This window comes from Rossellomorea sp. DA94, assembly GCF_029834455.1.
Lineage (GTDB): Bacteria > Bacillota > Bacilli > Bacillales > Bacillaceae_B > Rossellomorea > Rossellomorea vietnamensis.
The window spans coordinates 2,950,778-2,974,068 of sequence record NZ_CP122397.1; the positions used below are offsets into that span (position 1 = coordinate 2,950,778).

Genomic DNA, 23,291 nt, shown 5'->3' on the forward strand with positions numbered 1-23,291 from the left:
GCTCTCATTATAAATTTAATATTTTTCCAAAACAATAGTTTTCTGGAAAAAATATTGTTTTTATATCAATTTTATCCTTTGTGTAAATAGAATAGTTAGCTTACTTAAATGGTAGGCTAACTATTCACTCTCTCTTGGAATAGATGTTTCACAATTTATTTTACAAATTAGTCTTTTTCATAGGCATCTCCAAAATTTTATAACCTTCTTCTAATAATCTGTCGATTAAAGACACATTTCTGGTATCAATTAATTTAGCAAGGCGATATAGATCAGCACTCTTGTTAGGTAGCTTTGCAGGCTCCAGGTGAGTATTTTTTCGCTGAATGGCTTGAATGAGGATCCGGCCAACCTCAGTGGTATATATCGCGTCTTGCCTTAATCCAAGATCTTTCTGAAAAGACTTTAAGGCTGCTTCAGTGTATTGATCGAATAAGTCATCAGTTTTACGGGTGTATTCTAATGTATTCAACATCATATTAAGAATTTTTACGTTTGGCCCCTTTTCTCCTCGGGTCAATTTCCCGTCCGCTGAATCACTTTCCTTTACAGCTACCTTTGCTTTGATTTCTTCTTTAAATGGAATTTTAAAGAATCGGCATAGAGCCCTTGCTTGAGCTAAAGCGCATTTTGTGGCGTATGCAGGATCCAAGAAAATCTTTTTGAATTCTTCCTGGTTGGTCATGAAGCCATTTTCGATAAGGCATGCTGTCATCTTTGTATCTCGGACAATGGCCAGATCTGTCCAAGAGCTTATTTCACTTTCATGCTCCCCGATACCATGCGTTTCAAATCCAAGTCTTTCATATTCTTCAACTAAAAACTTCTGAAGTCGCTGCGATGGCTCATGGTCCTTCCAAGCAAAAACGCATATTCCTTTTACGTCTTTATCACTATTGGCATTCGCGTGGTTCGATAACACCACGTCGACCCGTTGAGTGTTGTAAAAGTTTGTTCGATCGCGCAAGGAGACCTCTGTCTTAAATGGTTCCTGGATGCGCTTCTCGTTAATTCCACATCTCTTTAAATGAGCACTGAGAGCAAGCCCCACTCTAACATTAAATGTATGCTCCTCGTATACTTTACCTCCCACAATAACTCCCTTCCCTCCTGTGCGTTCCCATGTATCACCTGCATGTCCAAAATCGTTACCTATAGTTGTCATAAACTTTCTCTCCTCTCAAATTAAAAAGCCCTCCGAATGGAGAGCTTATTTTTCACTTGGTTTTTCGTATGATCTTGCCTTAAAGCTATCACCAATTCCTTTTACTGTAGGATCCGTTACCGCGTTAAATACTGACCATAGCGTGATAGCTAATAAGTAGGGATTGGTAAATGCTTTTACAAATAAATCACCAACAGACGACCAAGAGGTCAGATCCTCCATGGCCATCCCTTGATACGCTAATAGTGGCAAGAATAACGCTCCCAGTACCTGTAGCAAAAAGGTCTTATTTAAAAATCTAATTTTCCAATTAATCAATTGAATCACTCCTATTATCTAAGTCCTATGCCTTTGTTAAACACAAACCAAATAAATCCCACGACTCCAGCTGCAAAAGGAGCAGCAAAAAGAAAAAAGACTTTCCATCCGAAAGTCCTCATCTTTTCAAAATTCTTATCGTGGGAGGCGTTTGATGCCTCAACAAGCTTCTTGAAGTCATCGAACTGTTCTTTTTGCTGTGCCTGGATCTCTTCGAAACCTTTTCTCATATCTCTCTCCACTTCATCAATACGATGGTGGGCTGATTTGGTACTTTCTCTGTTTGTCACAACGGTTTCTTTTATCGTTTTTATGGATTCGAATTCCTTTGAATGAATCGCCACCGTCTTGTCTACACCGTGAAGAGTCTTCTGGACGTCTTTCATCACGTCCTTTAACTCCCTCACATCATGGTCCCTCATATCATGTGCCTCCTCTGTTGACTGCAACGGAAACGCCCCCTTCTTTAATTATCATGAGTGGGATCACCTCCTTAAAAGAAAAAAGCATCCTCGAAAAAAGGATGCCTAATAATTTTTTTATTTCTATTTTAGAAGCTTCGCGAAACACCTAGATAAATATTCATCAATCTCTTCAATCTTAAATTCACCATCATTACAAATCAACTTACCATTGTCTGCCGTAATCTTATCCAAGATTTTTTCATTTTCTGATGTTCTTTTTTTAATGTAGATTTTATTTTCTTCTTGGTCAAACCACAGAGCGAGAGAATTTTCTTTAAACTGAAAGATCACTTCTCCACCTTGATGTCTAAGAGACAACTCTTCATAATTTCCTTTGAGGCCAATCTCATCTTTAAATCGGTACAAGCTTTGGACAAGCACATTATAAGTAGAATAAGTTAACTCTTTATCTTGATCAATAATGCTTTCCCTCATTCTTCTTGCAACTTCTTCTCTTTTCATCTACTAACACCTCCTTCCTGTTACCATCATTCGACAAGAAGGAGGGAATTCCTTTATTTTCTATTTATCAGTTCATCTAATTGAATTACCCAACCTTTTAAGAAGTTAACCTCATCTTTCAAATCGTTTACTTGTTGTCTAAGCTCTATTACCTCGGTATCCTTACTGCTTTTCAATGGACTCCACCCCCTTTCCAGACAAAATAAAAAAGCCTTATTCGGCTTTGGATTCATCTCTCACCCCAACGATTTGCTTTAACTGTTGGATTTCAGCCTTCAACTGCTCAACTTCTCCAACTACTTGCTTTAAATCTTGGATTTCAGCCTTCAGCTGCTCTTTTCCCGCAGATAACTCTTGGATCGCTTTCCATGCAAGAGCTGCCATTGCGTAGGGTCTTACTCCATTCCCTGCTTTGGCTCTTACTTCTATCGGAGACTCCTCGAAAATTACCCCTAGCTGCTTATCTTCCAAATCATCATCTTCTATCATGTTATACATGTATATAGGGGTCTGGTTAATTTTTGTTAAGGCATCTGATGTGAATTCTTCTATGTTGGTCTTCCCTTCGCGCATGGAGTACTCCGTTAATGTACCCACCTGCAGAGTGCCCCAAGACGAGTCATCATAACTACGAATTTGCATGATAGGTGACGAGCCGGCTACCCCCTTCAGCTGTGCTGATTGCATCGCCAACATCGTATGCCCGGACGCGTGCCTTTGTATTCGTGCCATTTGTACACCATTGATATACCAGGAATGAGTATCACCTATAATGTTGTAGTAATCAGAGTCATTTTGTTTTAGGTAAAGACCTCCGTTGGAAGGCACTTCAATTTTCTGGCCACCGTCCCACTTAAGGCTATCTGATAGCACTACATCGCTTCCACTAAGGTAAATACCATTTGGGGCTGTCACCTCAAATGTCCCGTTGGAATCTATCGTAAGGGCATTGCTTGGACCGTCGTAGCCTATTGTGGCTTTTACTGCACCGGAATATAAAAACCTTAATAGTGCGTACGCCAATTCCGCAGTAGGTCTAGCTGCGATGCTAGTATTTTCTGAGCGAACGTAGCCGCTTTGTATTATTACATTCTGACTGCCAGATGCAACGTTAAGGGAACCGCTAAAACTACCGGTTGCACCTTGTAAATTACCCTTAAATATAACGTTACCGTTGGAATCGACTATGAATTGATTGTTCACGTTCAAACCGATTAGGGATTTAATGTGATTGGCCAATATCTCATTTGCTTTTATTTGCACACCAGTTATTGTATCTGCTCGAACTCGACCACCGTTTATCTCGGTACTACCAGTAAATGTCCAATCTTCTACTAGCTCAGAAAAGGGCTGATAACTTTTATCTGATCCGAATTTTGCACCATTTGGTAAGTCCACAAATGGTTGTAATTCATATGGATATAAAAAACCACCGGACTCTATGAAGTTGTTTATTGTATATTGATAATCATTATATCCGTCTCTTATTCTAATGTAGAGATCGGCAATAGTTTGAGACCCCGATACGCTATATACGTAGGCGAAATCGTCAGGATGTAAATAATAACCCTCCTTATAATGTAAACCGATTGCTGGTGTTCCTCCCAAAGGGTTTTGTTGCTTCAATCTAAAAGATAACTCCGCATAATATGGGTCTGCAGCTCCGTTACCGCCATGTAAGAAAGATAAATCTATAGCTGAATAACCGTATTGTTTAGTTACTTTAAGCGTGCATACTTTTGTCCACTTACCACTATATCCGGATGAGGTGTTATTGGTCCTATACCTCTTAACATTGGTAACTGTTATCATGCCAGGTGCTATCGTTGTGTTCTCATCAACTATATTAGGCCCTTGTGGTCCTTGAGGGCCCTGTGGTCCTTGAGCACCAGTATTCCCAGTGTCCCCTTTAGGACCTTGAGTTAAAGCCCAAGTATATTTAGAGGGGTCTGAAGAATCTGCGGAAATATAGTCTGTATAAGTACCTATATATGTCCTACCGGATGCCGAAGTTGTTGAGAAGTTACTAGTACCAGAACTATTATTGGCCCATGCCGTATGGAAATATGGAGTTTGTCCATTTGGTCCCGGGGGACCTTGTAATCCCTGACTACCATCTTGACCTTTGATTAATGTCCATTTATAACTAGAGGGATTGGTCGAATCGTTTTGCGAGAAATCCACATATACACCTATATATCTTTTATTATTGGGATCACTTACTGAGAATCCACTTGTTCCCGTGGAATTATTAGCGTATGCGATATGTGTATAGGTAGTACGACCGTCCACTCCGGTCGGACCTTGTATGCCTTGATCGCCTTTAGGTCCTTGAATTCCCTGTAAACCTTGAGGGCCAACATCGCCTTTGGGACCTTGAATAAGACTCCAAACATAATCAGAAGGATTGTTCGATTCAGTTTGTGTGGATTTATTATACGCAATACCGATATATGTTTTTCCACTCGGATTGTCAGATATTATTCCCCCAGTAGCTGTGGTTCCATATTTTATCCACGTGTAGGTAGGTTTTCCGTCATCACCAGTCCGACCAGGAATCCCTTGTTCACCAGTAATCTTGGTCCAGGTGTAATCAGATGCCACTAGTGAAGGGATATCAGTTTCTTTGTTATAGGCTATACCCAAATAATCTTTACCGGTTGGGTTGCTCGACATGTTTTCACCTGTATCACTTTCAGCAAACATAACCCACGTATATAAAAACTTGCTCCATTGTCCCTCATTAGCTTCCACATATTCTTTTACTGCTTGAATGTCCTCAACTGCAGCCTTCTGAGCCACCAACGTTTTTAGAAGTCGGAACGCTTTCATGACATCTTCTTCTTTGTACTCAATGAAGTCACCTAATACAAAGGTCTTCTGGCTGGGATCTGATATTGATCGTTCTACTGATATGATCCTGGCATCCAAGTAGAGAGGAGGAACCCAACTGGTATCTTTAATCCGGTTGGTATCACCAATCCGTACCTTTTCATGTTCGTACCCGAAGATATGCTCGATGCTTGCAGCGTCTGCTTCATACTCTACGGTCGTATTGATGCGCTTGTCTAATTCGGCTCTAGTCAAGTCTCTGAGTATCTGGTCGGTCAGATTTTCATCTGAAGAAGTTGGCTCATAAATATCCCACAAATGACGACCGTCTTTTCCCCAACGTTGAAGAGCGTCTTTATCTTCTACCCTCACGATTAACCTGGTGCCGTCGGATTGTTCTGGTCCCAAGCCAATTAATCCGGTAATGATGTTGGAACTGATTTCTCGACGCTTGACACCGACAAGGTCCTTGCCAAGTTCGATTTCCTTCTTGCTTTCCACTCCTATCCGACTGATAAGATCTACATACCTACCAATAACGCGACGATTTTTCTTCACGATTCGGAACCGAAGTTCCAGACCGAACTGACTTGCGATATAACGAAGGGCATCTAAGCCTCTTGTGTGAGTATCGAACGTAAGGGTCCGAGTGCCTGCATACTCTGTTTCGCCTCGTTCCCACCCTGTTAAATCCAAGGCGAAATCTAGGGACGTATTGACCGTCTGTCCTTCCAACGCAATAGGATCAATGACCTTTAACTTATTGAGTTCAAGGTGAGAAGCACTTGTGTACACTTCTTTATTTTTACTAGTTTGGTATACCTCCGTGATAATAAATTCGCGAAGATATCCGTCTTCATCCGGGATGATCACTCGATTCTGCTTGCTGAAATGTTCAGCTGCAGGAACATTGGAGGGCATGATAAAATTAAACTTCTCTTTGTTTCCCTTGAGATTGATAGAGTGTTTATCCCCCCAGAACAAGTCCTCTTCATTGTTGTCCAACCAATCCAGTATCTGATCGGTCTGATAATCCAGTACATGTATCATTTAAATGCCTCCCTCCATGTCACTGTGGTAGACACCTTCCCTTCAGGTAAGATGAAAAGATTGTTCCGCCCTTTTTTAAAAGTAAAAAAAGAAGCCCCAAAATCCTTTAGGTCTTTCCTCTCTTCGCCATTTATTAAGATTTCACTTTTTTTGAAATTGATATCGATCTTGTCTCCTGAAAGCGCGATGTATGGAACTTGATTGGTGACAGGCTGATTTACCTTAGATACTTTAATCCGCTGAAAGGCTTGTGAGGGAGCTGTGTGCGTACCGTAACACCCTAAGTGCAATTGCACCTGTGCAACTTTCCCTTGATACTTCTCTTCCAAATCATCAAAACCTGTAAACCATGTCCGAAAATGCTTACCGGCTGAATCTCTCGTAATATTGGCCACATAAGCGAAAAATTTGGTGCCGATTCTCTCCAACCGAATAACTCCTTGAAAGTTGTTCCACCACGTATCTGTTTCACCGGATGTATTTACCATATAGTTGTTATTGGATGTATCACCCAGACGTACTTCTGCGCAGTTTTTCGGCATGTTCTTCCAAGCATCAGCCAGCCCAAGTTTTGCAATCACATTATTGTTTATATCGAGAAGGTAAAGCTCCACTCTTCCAGTGTCTTTCGGATTTACGTATGCTGCCTGACGGAAGTAGCACTCCACTTTAAAATCCTGTAATTGTTGCGATAGAGACTTTTTGACAGATGGTCCGTGCCATGAGCTGCCACTTCCATAATCAGAAGCGATAAAATCATTACCATTTAGAACACTCATTTGTCCTGCCACCGTTCCCCCGTCTACCGAACTAGCAGGACCCCAGCCTGTTAAAGTACTCATGTTGTCATTAAGGATGATTGTCTCCGGTTCAAATGGGGTTTCCTCAACAGTGTAAGGGTCACCGATACGAATATATCCATTGTCTCCTACAATATCCAGGTGAGTAATAGGGGCTAAGACATCAAATGAGAAGGTAGGCTTTGTTTCAGCTGTCCCATTATAATCGATGTACCCTTCATCATTGGAGATAGTCCCATTTCGCTCCGGTCCGTATTTATTAGGATCTGCACATAAAAATGTAAGGGTTCCAACCAAACTATTACTATTTTCTTCCGGGACATCATTAACAGATAAAGTTGAATAAAAAATATAATTTTCATCTGTAAACATTAATGCTTTCTTAATACCGCTTAACAAGTCGTTCAATCGATTGTATCGTACCCGAAACCCCTCGTTAGTTTTGTCGGACATTTGATATTTAACGACTATTTCTTTTTCCCTTCTAGTATATTCATTGGACTCCATTAAACCGTCACGACCTGGCACCTCGAAGGTGTTTAAGCGATTGTTTATATTACTTCTTCCGGTAACGGTAAGAGTTGTGAAGCTCCCATTCTTATCAGTTAGTAATTCATCTAAATTAATTCCATTAAATATAGTCTGAATCGACAGAGAGGTACTTCGTGTACCTCGTTCTGTCAAATTTACAAATCTGTACATAAGTACCCCCTTTAACCGAAACTTCTATCAATACGCAACTCCCGTTCTTGCTCCTCTGTTATATCACTTACAAATGCCCGAAAGTCTTGGCGGCCTATATGAAGATTGATTATTGCCGGCTGTTTTGTTGCAACTTGAACTTCAGCACTGACTGCGCTGCTAACTTGAGCAGAGCTACTTCTTTTCAGTCCTTTTAAGCTTGACTTGATACGTGAAGTATTTACTGATAAGTCTGGATTAAAGGCTGTTCTAACACCACTTGCGAGTTTGGCAGTCGCACGTACCAGGGGTGTCTTAGCTTTTTCAATCGATGTTCTGATTGGACCTTTAAAATCCATTCGGTGAATATCACTCAACGGGCCCCTTTTAGCAGGAGAGAATGGCCAGAAATCTCGGACAGCTCCAACTATGTTATCCACTACTCCAAGGATCTTGCCTTTCATAGCAGACAAGCCATCAATAGCACTTTGGATAATCGCTTTACCAGATTCATAGAGATCTATGCTATCAAAGAAATCAGTAATGCTTCCCCAGATATTTGAAATGGTTTTAAACATATTTTGCATTTGGTCAGATACAGCGTCCTTCATTGCCCGGAAATCTCCGGTAATAAGGCTCTTCAAAAATTTTATGGTGTTTTTAAAACTGCCTTCTATAAAACCCCAAATATTTTTAATAATAGAAAGTGCCATCTGCATATAAGACTTAATAGCGCTATACAGCGCAGGGAATTTTTCATTGATGTATCCCAGGATTTTAGATGCAGATTCATGAATGAAGTTTGATACCCAAGACCAAATTTTCGAGGTCCATTCCTTCACCTTATCCCAGTTTGCGATGACTAATACGACCAAACCAACCACCGCCGCGATTGCCCATCCAATAGGTCCCATTGCTATTACCCACGAAAGAGCCATTCGCGCTGCCCAAATTAATGCGCGAGTGCTTAATTTGAGTAACCAACCAATCATCTTTCCAACAAAGCCACCAAATGCTGTTCTTAAAAGAATTACAGCTGGGATCACAGCGATAAGAACACCTGTCAACGAAAGAACCCAACCAATAAGTTGCCCTATTAGTGGGTAAGCCTTCATCATTTCTGCTGACCAGCTTAGGAAGCCATTTACTAAATCAAGAATCTTTGAACCAAGAGGGGCCATTCCAACACCAAGCTGTATTAGGAAGACAGTAAGGTTCCCTATGAGTGCCATTACCTTGGGTCCATTTTCTTTTACGTAATTTATGAATTTTTGGAATCCCTTAGACTCAACCAACTTAGCTGACCATGCCGCAAACCTTTCTGTTAAACCAACCAGTCCTCCTTGCATATCCTGAGAAAGGGGAGTGAAAGCGACCATTAAATTCATGATTCCTTGCAGGACGTTAAAGAATGATTTACCCATCGATTCCATCGATGGACCAACATTGTCATTCAGAAATTTAATGAAGTCTTTGAACTCTTTAGTCTCCATAGATGTACTGAAACTTTCAGAAAGTGAATCGACCGCCTTGACCGCTCCGTCAAAAGCCGGCTTGAGTTTTTCTAACAAAGATTGAAGCTGACTTAGACTCCGGACGAAAATATCCATCACCGGCTTCTCAAACTGCTTTATAAACTTCCCCCAAAACTTACTGAAGGTCTGAACAGCTTTTAATCCTCGTTGCTGCTCTTTGGATAAACTAGCCTGGGCTTGCTCTATCTCTTTTAAGATTTCAGCACGCTTCTCTAAATCAGTCGTATTAGCAAGCTCTTCACGCAAGTCCTTAATCGTCTTATTTGCTTCAAACACATCGTTTAAAGCTGACGTCGCGATACTTCCGAATAAGACAGCGCCGGTGCCTGCCGCGGCAAAAGAAGTGACTAAACCTCCAAGTGCCCCGGTTAAACTTGTAATGATCGGAACTAAAGCAGGTAATGCTGCTAATGCACTTCCTCCAATGAAGTTCCCCGTTACTATTCCAACAGAGCTGATGGTTTTTGCTATTCGATCAATTCTCCCTTGGAACTTATCAACTCTTGCCTCCACCCGGACAATGATTTTTTCTCGAGCGAGTGCTTTAGCCTTTGCACTTAAATTGTTGATTTTTTTGTAGAAACTCACGGTATCTGCATCTACTTCTTTCTCAGCTTTTCCCCTGGTGAATCGCTCCATCAATTTCTTTGCAATTTTGACGTTCCGCTTTAAAGGTTTAATATCTGCCTTTAACGTTGTATCTTCTGCAGATTCAGATTCTTGTTTAAATCGCTTTGTAATATCCCTGGCTTTTTGAATAGCATTTCTGAATTTCGTGATGTTGGCTTTCAGTTCTGCTTCTACTGAGTAATTGGACATTTAGTCACCCCTTTCTCAAATTTCTTTGCAGGGCAATCTGGGCAGGAGATAAATCCTTCGATGGTTTTTCAATAGACTTCCCTGAAACTAATTCAGCGTCCACTGCTTTCAGCACAGACTCGTAATCAAAGAAATCCTTGAACTCTTTAAAGGCATACTCCTCTTTCGGTTTCTTTTCTGTTCCTTTGTTAATTTTTGCTTCTGCATTGCGAATGAGGAAAGCTAATTTATGCAACCTATACTCCTCATCGATTTCCTTATATTCCTGGGCATAGCGCTTATAATGAAACTCGGTCAATGTCATCTCTTCTACATCAATTAACCGTTCCATCCCCAACTTGCGCAACGAATAGATAACCACATCGTCGTAGGTTAATCCTCTATTGTCTTCACCACTTCCTTCATGACTTTCCCCTTTTGATACTCTTCTGGAACGAGCTTTCGGGTCATAGGTTGCTTTCCCAATTCATACATGACTTGCTCTGCGAACTCGTCCAACCCTTCGTTTTCAGCAATATCATTCAAGATTGATTCAAAGTCTTCTTCTGTCTTCGGCTTTTTCTTATCGTGAGCAGTCGCTGCCTGGATCAATTTATATAAACAAATGATATTTCCGGACTGAAGACCGGGTACCAACATGGTTTCAAGACCTTGTCCGAGACTTACATTCTCTACTTCCAATCCTAATGAACGATCGATTGTCGTTAAGGTGCGAAGTCCAAATGATAATTCAATGTCTCTTCCGTTAAATGTGATATGCAAAATCAATTCCTCCTCAAATGGTCAAAATAATAAAGAGGGGTTCCCCCTCTTCGCTCGTTTTATGCTTCTGGTGGTGTACCCAGTCCGTCATCAGCCACATCATCCGCCAGCACGTCATGAAATACGTATCCTAATGTTTCGATGTCTGCCTCCGGAAGGGTGACACGCCCTTTCTGTCTTTTGAACTGAGTGACAAACGTTCCACTTACCTCTGGATCATCCTCTGCAGGATTCGTTGTTTCCCATTCAGTGATATAACCTTGTCGATATTCTGCACCAAATGTGAAAGTACCTGGGGTCAATTCATCTTCTACTTTGTCAGCCAAGTCCACTTCCCACATTTCTACTGGATAGTCATCCACAATGGAATCACTTAGCATTGTAAATGTTGGATCTGTTTCAGCTTGAAGGGCCGAGATGCTTACCTCATCTTCAAGTGCACCTGAACCTGAAACGCTGCCATCTTTCGTGACGGTTGATTCACGATCGCGGGAATAAGACTTTGAATGCTCCGTTTGAAAAACAAGCTTAGCTCCTTCTGCTGCCTCACCAAGTTTTCGAAAATAGAGCACTTTGTGTACTCCTTTTGCAATGTTGCCCATGCCTCTACCTCCTTATTAGGTAATTCTATATTCTGCCTGAATAACTCCATGCAGCAGATTGTCAGTCGTTGTATTATCAAAGATTTCACTTGAATCAAGTGAAACCAACCTCACGTAGTAATTATCGAGTTGTGTCAGCCTTCGCAAGGCCATTTCGAGATTATAAATCATTTCGGCAAAGTGGACTCGATGATTAGCCATCTCCCATACATGAATGGTTTGCGATAGATTACCGGTGATCACTTCTTTATTGTTGATGACATCAGAACCTACCGAACCTGCTACATGCACAAATGGATAAGGAACTTCCTCGTCTTTGCCTGGAAGATAATCGTATGTGTCATAACCAAAATCAAGGGATTTTATGAATATTGCATTGAACAGCTGGATCTTTGGTGACTTCATTTACTCACCTACTTTACAAGTCTATTTAGATCATTGAGGAATTGTTTTTTCTGATTGTAGAATCCAGGAAAAATGAATGGTTGAGCATCCATGAACCGCGTTCCGAATTCAAGGTAACCTGAGTGTTCTGATTTACTAATTGTCTTTCCGACGAGATTACTTACAATTTTCGTTTCAATGTTTCTCTTGGTGTAGCCTGTTTGATAACCTTGAGTAAATTCGGCGTTCTTAACTACTTTCTGAGTCATTTCAATGGTATTGTTCTTCACGATTTCCTCGACATCATCTTCAATATCCCCATCCATTCGATCAAGTTTCGCAAGCAAGGCGTCCAGTCCATCTAAGTCCACTCGCTCACCCCTTCCAAAAATAAAACGCTCTCAGACCTGTATGGAACATGTCGGAGAACGTTATATTTCTTCTCGTTGATGACGGCTTTATCGACTTCACGTGTGTAAGGTCTCTGTAGCCTAACTGTGGTGATCTGTTTGTCTAAGGACCCAAATATAGCTTTCACCCTTTCCATGCTGATTGGAGACATGTTGCAGGGTAATGTAACACCTTCATCCACTCTAACAACTGTCTTTCCGATAGAGGAATCATAAGCCCTGTCTAAAACTCTATGAAGTGTTACTCGATTGGAGTATCTCATCAAAAGAACATCACCTTTCCCCCAGACTCTGTTTTAGGGATGTACGTTTCTAAGATGGCCTGATAGGGTTTAAAGTCGTCTTCCGTAAAGGAAACAGCCCTTCCTTCAATCGATTCTGATTTCATCCCTTCACTACCAATTTTGTTATACCGATTCACCACCAGCTCCTCAACAATGAACATTAACTCTTCAGGGATCGCTGTCAGACCTGCATTTTGTTTTAGCCATACCTTCAACCGGGATTCAACATTAGCGATAAGGCGCTCGATTACACTATCCTGCAAGCTGTCTTGAACACCAACAACAACTTTTACGTTATCTCTGATAGCCATACAATCACTTCAATTCTGATTCTGCAGCAATAGCTTCTTCTTTACCCTGAATCTTTTCACCGTTAGACAACACATACCACGGGCCGCCTGTATGTTTGGGAAACTCACTTTCTTCAGAAGATTGTTTTGATTCTTCAGGTTCCTGGTCAGCTTCTTCTGACTCCGCTCCCAATTGCTCAATCAATGGCTTCCCTACTTTATTTTCTGTGCTTAATAATTCCGAGATCCGTTCCTTGCTCACTTTACCCTTAGCAGGGAAGGTGTCTCCCTTACGATAAACACGGTGCTCATTTTCTATATCTCTGAAAGCTCTAATAACTTTGTAAGGCATTCCTAATCATCCTCTCTTTGATAAATGGTTATTAAGCTGCTGGGGCAGGTCCCGGGACTAATTTAGCAAAAGCTTCATCTTTAATTATCATTAAACCGACATCCATTGTGGCACGTAGAGCAACCATCTCTTGTTCAAACAAGTTGATTGGTGACCCGTCTGCATTGGTAATGGTCGACAGTTGAGCTTCCTCTGAAATTGCGTAATCAATGTTAAAAGGAATTCCATAACGCAATTGATCAAAATCACCTGCGTAAAGAGTACCTTTTGAAAGATTAGCAGATTTCAAATCTACTGCTGGCAGCCCGTCAATCGTGTTGTTTGAACGGTCGTACAATGATTGCAATGTTCCATTTTCAGCTTTTTGGGCATTGCGTAAGGCTGTATGGTTTTGCACTTTTGAAATCCATGCGTTTGGCTCTACATCATTTTCAAATAGCTCGTCTTCTACAGCTAGAATATTGTCGTAGGTGATACCGTCATAAACGATATTTTCTGCAGTTGTTACTGATTGTTCAATCGATTGAGCGAATGGATTAGCCACATTCAGAATCCCTGCTTCATCAAACTTTTTATAGAATGCTTCTGCAATCTTTGGACGCATGATTTCAAAGAAATTCGAAACCCTGTATTGCAGATACTCACGGGAAACCGGTAGAATGACACCCAGCTTCTTAGCCGTCATTTTCACTTGCAGCAAGGTTGGTTTTGAAGTTTGAATCTTCTCAGTCTCACCTACCCAGTAAGCACCTGGTCCTTCAGCAAAGTATTCGAATGTCTTTTCTTTATCCGTCATTTCCTCATAAACACCAAGCTGCATGATTTTGGAGTTTTCCATTACATCATTCAAGATCATTGTGTTGTACTTATCCGGAATCGTCCCATCTTTTGCTTCGTGAACCATCACGTTATCTGGGCTAAATGTTTGTGCAAAGTACTGTAGATTAAGTTTTAATAGATTTGGTCCCATATGATTTCTCTCCTCTTATTTAATGATTCTATTCTTCCTGGCCATTTCTGCTTTTGAAGTATTGCTGCTATTGTTTATTTTTGAACCACCTGTTTCAGGAGGATCCTGACGAAGCTTTTCCTTCACAGCATTATTAACCGCAGCATCAAATTCCTTTTTAATACTGGTTACTGCTTCTTTGATTTTCTCGTTGTCCTCAAGCTTGATAAGAGATTCAGCAAACGCAGCCGGCAGTCCCTCATCTTTTAAATCTGTTTCAACTTCAGAACGTAGCTGCTTTGTATTTAATTCACGCTCTCGCTTATCGAGTGCCTCGAGTCGCTTTTTATAATCAGCATCTTCTTTTTCCTTCTGAGACAACTTCGCATATTGTTCTGCATCCTTTTTTGCATCAGCAAGTTTTTGATCAAGTTGTATTTCCCATTCCTTCTGTTTTTTATCAAGAGCCTTTGCAAGCTTACGATCTGATTCAGCCTCAATCTTCTTTTGAAGTTCCTCTGCAGAAAGCTCAATCTTTGCCGGTGGATCGTTTGGTGGATCATCTGGATTCGGCGGATCCACTGGCGGTTCATTCGGCTCGGCAAAGTACTGCAAGTTTAGTTTCAAAGGTTCAGACTGTTTCTTAAAGGCTGCTGGATTAAACACATTAATTGGTCCTGTCACTTTCTTTTCCTCCTAACCCATGAACACGTAACAACACGCAGCTGCCCACCGTTAACGTCCTCACACGTTTTTAGTCAAAACAAATAAGCCTGTTTATAACGTCTGGTGCTCAAAGACGCGCTAACACAAATCTTATAAGGTATATTTCTCTTTCAAACTTGTGAAAAATTCCTCTCTCCAGTCTCCCAAAATAAGAGCCGTTGAACTCCGGCAAAACGGATGCATGGGAGGAGCATTTATGCCTGGCTTCATTTCCTTCACCTTGAATTTTTTCTTATTCAAGAGTTTACATTTCTTTGTGGTCTTCCCATCCATTACAGCAACATACTCATATTCAGCTTCATCATCATTAGATACAGCCTGATAGGATAACTTTTGTGCTTCCACCTGAACCCTGGCAGTTTCAGTGATTAATAACCTTTTTGCTTCAAAGGAACTGACTTCAAACCGTTCTCGAATTTTTCTGATGTACCTATTTGGATGAACACCACGGACAATCGCACTGTTGATGATACTGGCCAACTCTTCTCTGAGTGCCTTCATATCTCCCCATATTCTTGAAGACCATTTAGCCCCATAAAACGAAGCTCCTACCATTGATTTAAGAGTTGGTGTGGTGATTGCCATGTTGACTCCTAAGATACCAGCTTGCCGCAGTACTTCAGATATTCCAGCCTGCTCAAGATGACCTTGAAAGGTTTTTTCCTGCTCATTCGTCATCGATACCAGATGAGCATTTAAATACATCATGAGAAGCTCCTGCCGGTTTATCCTCATCTTTGTATTGTAGGTGAAGAGCTCCTTATTTGCTTTCGGAGAGAAATCCTTCTCCCTCACATATCTTGCAGCTGTTCTTTCAAATGATTGAACATCGAATTCCGAAACTCTCTTCTTAGATTCTGCTAAAGTTATCGTATTCTTTTCTGCATACCTGGAATAAAAAGCATTGATTTCTTTTTCTATCTCTCGTAAAGCATGATCAATGATCTCTTTTAATTTTCTTGATACATCTTCATCTTTCATTTGCTCACGCTTGATATTTTCTCTTTCACGTTTCTCCCAGTAGCTTTCTTTTTCAGGCATTTACACACCTCAATTCCTCATATACTCGGAGGACATCGATTGTCTTTGTTTGGCCATTTCACCTGTAATCCTCTTTTCTTCCTCTTCTGGATTTTCTACAATCATTGGAATGATCTTCAGTTTCGTTTCCTGGGACAGCTCTCCTCCAAGTGCATTGAACATGTCTACTGCCTCTTTAGTGCTCTTAGGAAGGTTCGGAGTAAACTTATAGGTTAACCCCTCAAACTCCCCTATCCCGGCTTCACTCGCCAGGTGCATGACATTGTTTATCAGCTTGTAACGGCGGTTGAGGGATCTTTTGAATAACCGTTCTTTGTTGATTCGTATTTGTTCCAGGCCAAATAACTTGTACTTCATCGCTTCACCGGTTTGTTGGCCGGCAAAGTTTTCGTCGTTCAGGTCTGGTGTATTTGTGAATTTATGAATGTCGGTTTGTAGCCTGCCTTTATATGCCTCACTCCCTGATACATCATACTGTTTATAGATATAGTCAGCTTCTACACGTCCTTCAGCACCGTCAGCGTTTTGTGTTGGCTTTAGGAAGATGATATTCGCTTCCTTCATCTTCTTCGCTTCAGTAGGATTTAAATCTACATTCCCTAAAATTTTTAGCATGGCGTCATTTAGATCGGTCATATAGTTTGCTGTATCAGATTGAGCTGCATCATATAAATCAATCAAGTCCAGAACATTCTCAAAATCCCCCTGGCGGAAACGATTGTTGCTGTGCTCATTAATCGGGACTTCCGCGAATGGATGATTAACTTCACTATCAAGCGTCAGGTTGTAGTCACCCATGTTCGATGTGAAATACGTGTGGATCTTCTTGTCTGTATAGAAGATGACTTTAATTTTCCGTTGGCCACCATAACCAACAAAGAAGTACCTGACCCCAGCAATAACGTTCTTCTCAATCGTAGTGTCATAGATTAAGAAGGTTTCTAACGGTGAAGACAAATATACTTTGGTTTGATCCAGCTGATTCCGATGTATTAGTTCGTATGCTCGACCATATATCGATAAATCAAGAATAATATCTGCATTAAGTGCAGCATCTTCTATTGTTTCGTTGATTTCATTTATTTTTTCCTGAGTGGACTTATCCTTATGACGGACTGATACAGGAACTCCTACAAAGAAGCCTTGCATGAAGTTAGATACGTACTTCGCATAATTGTGCTTAGCCCGGTGATCGGCCTTGTCATCTTCTTTCCGCCTATTGGCTGCTGAGATTGTAGTATTCTCCCCAAGATAATAATCGTCCAAGACAGTGAGCCTTGGACGTTGGTGTTCAATATGATGTTTTAATATTGCAGACAGTTCATTTGTGTCTTGCACCAGCTCTTCTGCAGAATCAAACGTATACTGAATGTTTGATTCTTTACTAAACCGCCTCTTCTTCCCGGCATTCCCACTCGTACCTATTCCAAGCTCAAAATCGTTAACGTGATTCATGTTCCACCTCCTATAAACCTAACCCTTTTAAGGCATTATAAGTATCGTCTTTCTTGGCCACTCCCAAATGGTATTGTTCCAGGCTATATCTAAGAGCATCAATAATATGGTTATTTGTATCAACGGGTGTATTTAGCCACTTACCGTCCTTATCTTGATCAAAGGTATAAGTATTAAACTCTTCAATTGAATGTTCACATGTAGGGTGGATGTACACCTTGAATCCTTGAATGAATAGTATCCCCTGATTCACGCTGCCTTTCCCTTTAACTGAAGCTCTCATCCTTCGAACACCTTTATTGATTAATTCTTGAATCAAACGCCTCTCAGCAGAGTCAGCTGTGATGACTGATTTAAGAAGTCCTTTACTCACAATCATCTTGTATATTTCTTCGGTTAACATCGCTTTCTCATAATGTTCATCGTAGATCCAAAGCTCTTTCTTCTTAAGATCCACAACAGAGCTTGGCAAAGTCGTTGGATCATTGGTAAAACCAAAGTCCATTCCGTGAGCCGTTTCTTGAATCTCTTTGATTTTTTGTTGAATATCGAAATCAAGCACATGGAAGTTATCGAAGACTAGACCTTCTGCCACTCCCCAATCTCCATCACAAACAATTCTGGCACGGCGAGGATTAGTTCTATATAAGTCCTCATACCTAGCTCGGTCTACTTCATCTAGCCATTCATTAACCCGGAATGTCGTCGTAATGGCAAACGTATCTTTCTCCCGGGTCTCTTCATCAAAGAATACCTTCTTAAGCCAGTGTCGTTCAGACCAGGGATTAAAAGTAACTGTTATCTGTTTAAAGAAGTTCGGATCATCATATTTTCCCCGGATTGATTCAACCACAGTTCGAAATTTAGCTTCAGTTTCAATTTGATAAGCTTCCTCAAACCATGCCCAGCTCAATATCCCAACATCAACGGTTATCGATGTAATCTTCAATTCATCATCAAGACCTCTGAACAAAATCTTCTGGCCAGTAGGCATGTACGTTATCTCCGGCATCGATTCATTGAACTTAAATAAATGGGCAACCCCTAATTGCGTGGCTGCCCATTTTAAATCAGTATAAGTAGATTGTTTGTTGGTGTTGGAATATCGCCTGACAACTAAGAGATTCGCCCAGGAGTATTTCATGATTCTATGAATGAAATTTATTGCAGTGTTCTTTGATTTCTTACTACCACGCGAACCTTTTACTACCCGGTAGAACTGCTTATTGTTCCAAAACCGGTTGTAACCTCCACCTATCTTCTTTTTGATGGAGATTTTATGTTGCTTAGTCTTCATCAGGCACATCCTCTACAAAGACAGGAGTAATGGTTTCGACCTGCTGCTTATCGGTCCACATGACATATCGTTTCCCTAAAAGCTCTGCTGCTTTAACTCGATCTTTCAAAAAAGGGTCCTTGTCTTCTAGCTGTTGAACACCTTCACCAATGCCTATCGGGATTTGTTCCGTATGTTCTCCCCTCATTACTCCAGTGAGAAATTGAAGTATCTCATCTTGTTCAGCAATTGATTTCTTTTTCAATTCTTCAAGACGCTCATCAATATAAGATCTCACGTTAGCCTTTGTTAGCAGCCTACTTCCAGATGCTCTGGCAGCAGAATCTTTTTTCACACTCGGATATGCAATTTTATATGATGCTGAGATGTTCCCTGTTCGGACATACTCATCTGCAAATCTTCTCTGTTTCTCTGTTAGTTTCATTGCATATCACCTTCCACCTCCAGTTATTTATGTTTGTTTTGAAACATAAGAAAAAGCACCCTTAAGGATGCTTTAAGTAATATTGCTATTTTTCTGTTACTGTACATTTACAGAAGTCATACTTTTCAATACACTCTTTGCTGTCGCAATTGGTTCCATAATTCGTTAGTACCATGTTAGCACCTCTAAAAAGAAATGCTTTGCCATATTACTGCCAAGTTTCTGCCTTAGCTAAGAAACTTGTTCATGAAAATTTTCAAGGTATTTATTTATCTTTTGTCGAATAAACTCTAATGGTCCTATTTCACAATGATTTGCAGCTGTATAATAAAAGTCATCATCATAATATAGTTGTTTCTTTTTCTTTGGCAACAACTCCTGTATATATTTATAATAGGCTTTAAAAAGTATTTTCCCAGGAATTATATGCCATGTATCTCTGTACAAGCGATCTTGTTCATTCAAGTATTTATCTATTAAATCATTAAGATCTTGATACTTCCCCTCTTCATGAGCAATTTTTTGTACTTTTTCATAATAGGAATTAATTTTATCATGATCTACTACTGCTGAATTATCCATTAGAAAGACTTCAGCATTTCTGCTTGTGTTCGTTATGTCAAGCCCAAGCTTCTGAATGCTTATAAATATACTATTTAAAAATTTTAACTGTTGTTGAATATTACTTAACCATGAAAGATATTCAATTCTGCTTGCACAGTTTTGCTTACCAATTTTTAATCTAGCATTCAGCAGCTCTATACCTATACCTTCTGATAGCAAGTAATTTTCTATAGAATACCTTTCTAAGTATAAAAAATTTTCAGCTTCAGTTTTTTCTTTTTCTAATAAATCGTCATAATCTAAATCAACCAAAAAGAAGCTAGGAACGACAGGGTCTTCTATATATAATTCATACATGTCCTTCACTTGACGTTTACCACCAGCAAGTTTAATGTTTTCAAATTTAATATTGCTATCTAGTATTCGATTAAATAATAATTCAAAAACATTTCCAAGATCAGTATCTTCTACAAATATTATTAAATCCTCATAAACGCTTAATAAGATTGATTTATTAAAAATACTTTCTGTAGACCTCTGGAGGCTTTCATAGTTATTATCCATTACGCATGGTCGCCCCCTATAATCCTAATATTATTTCTGTGTTTTCCAACTATTTCTGGAGAATGGGTAGCAAAAATTATTTGGAGTTTAGGTGCCACTTTTAGTAAGTCACTGCTGAATTTTTCTTGCCACTTTAGATGTAAAGATAATTCTGGTTCATCGACAATAAAAATTCCTCTTTCCTTCTCTTTCATGCCTAAAATTAAATATGCAAAAAATATTAAAATATGTTTTTCGCCAGATGATAAATGATTAGTTGTTATCCCTTTTGAAGTTTCTGTATAAAAATGAAGCTTTTTGTCTTTATTATTAAATTCAATAGTTTTTCCACTATCCTTTAAATAACTATTCAGTGTATAAAAAAAAGTTTCAATAGGCTTGTTAATTGCATCTTTTCTTTTATTACGTCTTATAACTATTTCTTTCCACTTTATTATTCTATTAATTTGAGATGAATTTTTAATAAATGAAAAAACTGCATCAGAATTTTCACCTTGGCTTAAGTCCGCTTTAGAATTATGCCAATCTTTATACTGATGATAAACACTGCTTAACTTTTCATAAAAGTTATCAATTTGTTCTTCAAATTCTAAATTCAACATTTCCATTTCTTTAAATGCTTCTATTAACTCGTTCTTTGATTTCAAAGTACTGCTAAGATCTTCTAGATCTGAAAAGAAAATATTAGGGGAATTATCAAAAGTAAAAGATGCCTGAAACATTTCTTTTTGCATTTGCTTATTCATTTGATTAAATTGCAACATAATATCAAGTTGCTTTTGCTTAACAATATCATCAACCATACCTAAAGATTCATCTAAGTTTGTTATGTTATTCTCATTTAATGTGACTGAATCAAAGATAGATTTTTTTTTCGACTCTTTTCCACCTATGTTACGACTAAGTGGTAGATAGACTTTGTTAAAATCTTTTGAAATCATTGTGAATAACTCTTGGATTGGTGACCTTTCTTCCACATATTCATTTATTCGACTTATTGAGGATAAATAATTTCTTTGATTATGGGTGGCATATAGACGAACATCTTCTAAATCATATTCTAGGACTTTTCCTGACCAGTTAATTTGAATCCTTTCAAAATCGACAAAATCAATTTCTATAAATTTTTCTTTGCCCTTTTTTATATATTCTAATTTAAAAAAATCAAATTTATAATGAATTAAAAAATCGAAATCACCTGAAATAATTGAATTAAGTATATTTAAAATCGTTGTTTTCCCTGAACCATTTCTACCAATGAGTAATGTAATATTTTCATCAAAATCAATATCTACGTCTTTGTAACCAAAAAGTCCCTTAATTTTCAAACTATTTATCAACAGAATCCCTCCATATATCTTACATATCAAATTCAAGTATAAAATTACCAATTAATTTTCTCATTGATAATAGCAATAATCAACAAAAAAAAGAAACCTTACATCGAGGTTTCTTTATCTCTCTCTATTTTTAATATAAATGCTAGCTTGTAAAATATTCTTGCCTTCAATCTATAGTACCTTCTCTCACTCATTCCCAACCCATTATATATCTCATAATCGTATACTTCTTCATCCTCTAGATATCGCTTATAAATGATTTCCCGCTCGATATTATTAAGTCTGTTAACTCCCCTAAGAACCCATTCAATATGCCTATCCCTAGACATTTCTAATTCAATTCCATTAATTGCAGCTTGCTCCGTTGAAGAATAAAATTCATTTGAATATGAAGGAGGAACAATTGAATAAGTAGCAGTTACTTTCGGTAACTTCTCTTCAGAGACCATGAGTAAGTAAAAGCGATACTTTTCAAAAGCTGACTCCACAGCAGCTTTTGTTTTTTTTCTGTCGATTTCAGGAAGCACGAAAAGTTGTTTATTCATTATTAATCTCCTCCTAAATAAAAATGGACACAAATCCATACACCGGAAACTCGGTGATTGATTTGTGTCCTCCAGTTTGCTGGTAGAAACCCCACATAGAAAGTGGTTTATTTTATATTAACTCCTGAATAAATGTCTTTGACTTTTGAAGAAAGAGAACCCTTAACTAATGTCGCATCATTATCCACATTAAACATTGTGTCACTAACTCTTATATTGCTTGCATCATATCTACCATACTTTAAATTGTCAGTAATTAAACTCCCACCAGTCCCAATGGTATAAGTATTGTTTGATTGCTTATTTAAAATCTCTTTTACTTCTTTTAGTCCCTTGTTCAGTTCTTGTACTACTTCATCTTTATCTTCATTATTCTGGGAGTCTTCAATTAGAGTACTCAAAGTTGATGTTAAGGTATTAAGCTCATTTTGTTTTTTTATTAAGTCGCTTATTTGTTGTCTTATTATCTCATTATTTTTTATATATTCTTCTTGTAAGTTGCTAAAATTCTGAGCAACGCCTTTAAGTTCTTCTACACTATTTTTAACATCATATATATTGCTTCTTTGTCCAGCAACATCAATCAAAGTGATAATTATTGCAATTACTGCCAGTAGAATCGAACTAAGTGTAGCCCCGAAGTTCAGTAATTCACCTGCATATTCAGATCCTGAAAAAATATAAGAAACCAATAAAACAATGACTAATAGAGATAAAATCCCTAAATAAATCAAGTGTACTATACCAATGTTTTTAACCCTTGCATCTTTCAAAACTCTTCCCCCTCATCAAACTTAACCCGTTTCACTTTGCCCTGATGTGTAACTATCTTTGTTTCACCGTGAATAGGTAATGCGGTTAATTTTGCCTTCCCATTACAAACCACCACTGCAAAACTTCCTTCTTTATCCATTATATCAATTTCTAATTTTAAAGTACTAGGATTAATTTCTACATCTGTTAATCTCACCAAAATCCCTCCTATGTTATAATTAAGTTGGCTGGCCGGGAGAAATCCTGGCTTTTTCATGCAATTCTAAATAAATGTTCTATTGTTAAAAATTTACTATGTATACCTCTTCCAATTACACTGGTTGAGGGTGATAACTATTGAAAGAATACGAAATCCTTACATGTATAAAAATGCTAGGATCATTATTTAAAGAGTTTAAGTCA

General features: G+C 38.9%; 26 protein-coding genes. All 26 read right to left on the minus strand.

The window, feature by feature from the left end; genetic code table 11:
* Nucleotides 1-160 precede the first annotated feature (160 nt).
* On the minus strand, nt 161-1,165 hold the full coding sequence (locus P8596_RS15405) for an N-acetylmuramoyl-L-alanine amidase (protein WP_279724268.1): 1,005 nt from the start codon (nt 1,163-1,165) through the stop codon (nt 161-163).
* A gap of 45 nt (nt 1,166-1,210) precedes the next feature.
* On the minus strand, nt 1,211-1,483 hold the full coding sequence (locus tag P8596_RS15410) for a phage holin (protein ID WP_481900299.1): 273 nt from the start codon (nt 1,481-1,483) through the stop codon (nt 1,211-1,213).
* Between the two features lie 14 nt (nt 1,484-1,497).
* Entirely contained in the window at nt 1,498-1,932 is a 435-nt protein-coding gene (locus tag P8596_RS15415; RefSeq protein ID WP_279724270.1) for a hypothetical protein, read from the minus strand.
* Nucleotides 1,933-2,028: 96 nt separating this feature from the next.
* Nucleotides 2,029-2,409 (minus strand): hypothetical protein, encoded by a 381-nt coding sequence (locus tag P8596_RS15420; RefSeq protein ID WP_279724271.1) that lies wholly within the window; start codon nt 2,407-2,409, stop codon nt 2,029-2,031.
* 53 nt (nt 2,410-2,462) lie between these two features.
* Complete coding sequence (locus P8596_RS15425; protein WP_279724272.1) at nt 2,463-2,585, minus strand: hypothetical protein; 123 nt, start codon at nt 2,583-2,585, stop codon at nt 2,463-2,465.
* Nucleotides 2,586-2,622: 37 nt separating this feature from the next.
* Nucleotides 2,623-6,291, minus strand: a complete 3,669-nt coding sequence (locus tag P8596_RS15430; protein ID WP_279724273.1) for a phage tail spike protein — start codon at nt 6,289-6,291, stop codon at nt 2,623-2,625.
* Nucleotides 6,288-7,793: a distal tail protein Dit gene (locus P8596_RS15435; RefSeq protein WP_279724274.1), complete on the minus strand. Its 1,506-nt coding sequence runs from the start codon at nt 7,791-7,793 to the stop codon at nt 6,288-6,290. Before P8596_RS15435 ends, P8596_RS15430 begins: the two co-directional genes overlap by 4 nt.
* Nucleotides 7,794-7,804: 11 nt before the next feature.
* Entirely contained in the window at nt 7,805-10,126 is a 2,322-nt protein-coding gene (locus P8596_RS15440; protein WP_279724275.1) for a phage tail protein, read from the minus strand.
* A gap of 4 nt (nt 10,127-10,130) precedes the next feature.
* On the minus strand, nt 10,131-10,457 hold the full coding sequence (locus P8596_RS15445) for a hypothetical protein (protein WP_279724276.1): 327 nt from the start codon (nt 10,455-10,457) through the stop codon (nt 10,131-10,133).
* 41 nt (nt 10,458-10,498) lie between these two features.
* On the minus strand, nt 10,499-10,888 hold the full coding sequence (locus tag P8596_RS15450) for a tail assembly chaperone (protein WP_279724277.1): 390 nt from the start codon (nt 10,886-10,888) through the stop codon (nt 10,499-10,501).
* A gap of 59 nt (nt 10,889-10,947) precedes the next feature.
* Nucleotides 10,948-11,490 carry a phage major tail protein, TP901-1 family gene (locus P8596_RS15455; protein WP_279724278.1) on the minus strand — a complete coding sequence of 181 codons (543 nt, stop codon included), beginning with the start codon at nt 11,488-11,490 and terminating at the stop codon, nt 10,948-10,950.
* A 15-nt stretch (nt 11,491-11,505) separates the two neighbouring features.
* Nucleotides 11,506-11,895 (minus strand): hypothetical protein, encoded by a 390-nt coding sequence (locus tag P8596_RS15460; protein WP_279724279.1) that lies wholly within the window; start codon nt 11,893-11,895, stop codon nt 11,506-11,508.
* Nucleotides 11,896-11,903: 8 nt separating this feature from the next.
* Complete coding sequence (locus P8596_RS15465; RefSeq protein WP_279724280.1) at nt 11,904-12,245, minus strand: HK97-gp10 family putative phage morphogenesis protein; 342 nt, start codon at nt 12,243-12,245, stop codon at nt 11,904-11,906.
* Between the two features lie 301 nt (nt 12,246-12,546).
* A complete protein-coding gene (locus P8596_RS15470) occupies nt 12,547-12,879 on the minus strand; it encodes a phage head-tail connector protein (protein ID WP_279724281.1) in 333 nt (110 codons plus the stop codon).
* A gap of 4 nt (nt 12,880-12,883) precedes the next feature.
* The gene (locus P8596_RS15475; RefSeq protein WP_279724282.1) at nt 12,884-13,210 is read right to left on the minus strand and encodes a hypothetical protein; all 327 of its coding nucleotides are present in this window, start codon (nt 13,208-13,210) and stop codon (nt 12,884-12,886) included.
* A gap of 31 nt (nt 13,211-13,241) precedes the next feature.
* Nucleotides 13,242-14,180, minus strand: a complete 939-nt coding sequence (locus tag P8596_RS15480; RefSeq protein WP_279724283.1) for a phage major capsid protein — start codon at nt 14,178-14,180, stop codon at nt 13,242-13,244.
* Nucleotides 14,181-14,195: 15 nt separating this feature from the next.
* The gene (locus tag P8596_RS15485; RefSeq protein ID WP_279724284.1) at nt 14,196-14,843 is read right to left on the minus strand and encodes a capsid assembly scaffolding protein Gp46 family protein; all 648 of its coding nucleotides are present in this window, start codon (nt 14,841-14,843) and stop codon (nt 14,196-14,198) included.
* A gap of 132 nt (nt 14,844-14,975) precedes the next feature.
* Entirely contained in the window at nt 14,976-15,866 is an 891-nt protein-coding gene (locus tag P8596_RS15490) for a minor capsid protein (protein ID WP_279724285.1), read from the minus strand.
* Nucleotides 15,867-15,935: 69 nt separating this feature from the next.
* The gene (locus P8596_RS15495; protein ID WP_279724286.1) at nt 15,936-17,381 is read right to left on the minus strand and encodes a phage portal protein; all 1,446 of its coding nucleotides are present in this window, start codon (nt 17,379-17,381) and stop codon (nt 15,936-15,938) included.
* Nucleotides 17,382-17,391: 10 nt separating this feature from the next.
* Nucleotides 17,392-18,678, minus strand: a complete 1,287-nt coding sequence (locus P8596_RS15500; protein ID WP_279724287.1) for a PBSX family phage terminase large subunit — start codon at nt 18,676-18,678, stop codon at nt 17,392-17,394.
* The gene (locus P8596_RS15505) at nt 18,668-19,102 is read right to left on the minus strand and encodes a terminase small subunit (RefSeq protein WP_279724288.1); all 435 of its coding nucleotides are present in this window, start codon (nt 19,100-19,102) and stop codon (nt 18,668-18,670) included. Before P8596_RS15505 ends, P8596_RS15500 begins: the two co-directional genes overlap by 11 nt.
* A gap of 231 nt (nt 19,103-19,333) precedes the next feature.
* Complete coding sequence (locus P8596_RS15510; RefSeq protein ID WP_279724289.1) at nt 19,334-20,230, minus strand: DUF4435 domain-containing protein; 897 nt, start codon at nt 20,228-20,230, stop codon at nt 19,334-19,336.
* Nucleotides 20,230-21,570 carry an AAA family ATPase gene (locus tag P8596_RS15515; protein WP_279724290.1) on the minus strand — a complete coding sequence of 447 codons (1,341 nt, stop codon included), beginning with the start codon at nt 21,568-21,570 and terminating at the stop codon, nt 20,230-20,232. The genes P8596_RS15510 and P8596_RS15515 overlap by 1 nt, the downstream gene beginning before the upstream one ends.
* Nucleotides 21,571-21,668: 98 nt before the next feature.
* The gene (locus P8596_RS15520) at nt 21,669-22,115 is read right to left on the minus strand and encodes an ArpU family phage packaging/lysis transcriptional regulator (protein WP_279724291.1); all 447 of its coding nucleotides are present in this window, start codon (nt 22,113-22,115) and stop codon (nt 21,669-21,671) included.
* A gap of 107 nt (nt 22,116-22,222) precedes the next feature.
* Complete coding sequence (locus tag P8596_RS15525; protein WP_279724292.1) at nt 22,223-22,888, minus strand: hypothetical protein; 666 nt, start codon at nt 22,886-22,888, stop codon at nt 22,223-22,225.
* Nucleotides 22,885-23,085, minus strand: coding sequence for an XtrA/YqaO family protein (locus tag P8596_RS15530; protein WP_279724293.1), 201 nt, complete (start codon nt 23,083-23,085; stop codon nt 22,885-22,887). Before P8596_RS15530 ends, P8596_RS15525 begins: the two co-directional genes overlap by 4 nt.
* Between the last annotated feature and the right edge of the window lie 206 nt (nt 23,086-23,291).

Bases quoted from the DNA above. Each gene is read 5' to 3' on its own strand.
- P8596_RS15510 (WP_279724289.1), bottom strand. From the start codon at position 20,230: ATGGATAATAACTATGAAAGCCTCCAGAGGTCTACAGAAAGTATTTTT.
- P8596_RS15440 (WP_279724275.1), bottom strand. From the start codon at position 10,126: ATGTCCAATTACTCAGTAGAAGCAGAACTGAAAGCCAACATCACGAAA.
- P8596_RS15460 (WP_279724279.1), bottom strand. From the start codon at position 11,895: ATGAAGTCACCAAAGATCCAGCTGTTCAATGCAATATTCATAAAATCC.
- P8596_RS15405 (WP_279724268.1), bottom strand. From the start codon at position 1,165: ATGACAACTATAGGTAACGATTTTGGACATGCAGGTGATACATGGGAA.
- P8596_RS15475 (WP_279724282.1), bottom strand. From the start codon at position 13,210: ATGCCTTACAAAGTTATTAGAGCTTTCAGAGATATAGAAAATGAGCAC.
- P8596_RS15445 (WP_279724276.1), bottom strand. From the start codon at position 10,457: ATGGAACGGTTAATTGATGTAGAAGAGATGACATTGACCGAGTTTCAT.
- P8596_RS15520 (WP_279724291.1), bottom strand. From the start codon at position 22,115: ATGAATAAACAACTTTTCGTGCTTCCTGAAATCGACAGAAAAAAAACA.
- P8596_RS15500 (WP_279724287.1), bottom strand. From the start codon at position 18,678: ATGAAGACTAAGCAACATAAAATCTCCATCAAAAAGAAGATAGGTGGA.
- P8596_RS15435 (WP_279724274.1), bottom strand. From the start codon at position 7,793: ATGTACAGATTTGTAAATTTGACAGAACGAGGTACACGAAGTACCTCT.
- P8596_RS15495 (WP_279724286.1), bottom strand. From the start codon at position 17,381: ATGAATCACGTTAACGATTTTGAGCTTGGAATAGGTACGAGTGGGAAT.
- P8596_RS15455 (WP_279724278.1), bottom strand. From the start codon at position 11,490: ATGGGCAACATTGCAAAAGGAGTACACAAAGTGCTCTATTTTCGAAAA.
- P8596_RS15505 (WP_279724288.1), bottom strand. From the start codon at position 19,102: ATGAAACTAACAGAGAAACAGAGAAGATTTGCAGATGAGTATGTCCGA.
- P8596_RS15420 (WP_279724271.1), bottom strand. From the start codon at position 2,409: ATGAAAAGAGAAGAAGTTGCAAGAAGAATGAGGGAAAGCATTATTGAT.
- P8596_RS15480 (WP_279724283.1), bottom strand. From the start codon at position 14,180: ATGGGACCAAATCTATTAAAACTTAATCTACAGTACTTTGCACAAACA.
- P8596_RS15470 (WP_279724281.1), bottom strand. From the start codon at position 12,879: ATGGCTATCAGAGATAACGTAAAAGTTGTTGTTGGTGTTCAAGACAGC.
- P8596_RS15490 (WP_279724285.1), bottom strand. From the start codon at position 15,866: ATGAAAGATGAAGATGTATCAAGAAAATTAAAAGAGATCATTGATCAT.
- P8596_RS15430 (WP_279724273.1), bottom strand. From the start codon at position 6,291: ATGATACATGTACTGGATTATCAGACCGATCAGATACTGGATTGGTTG.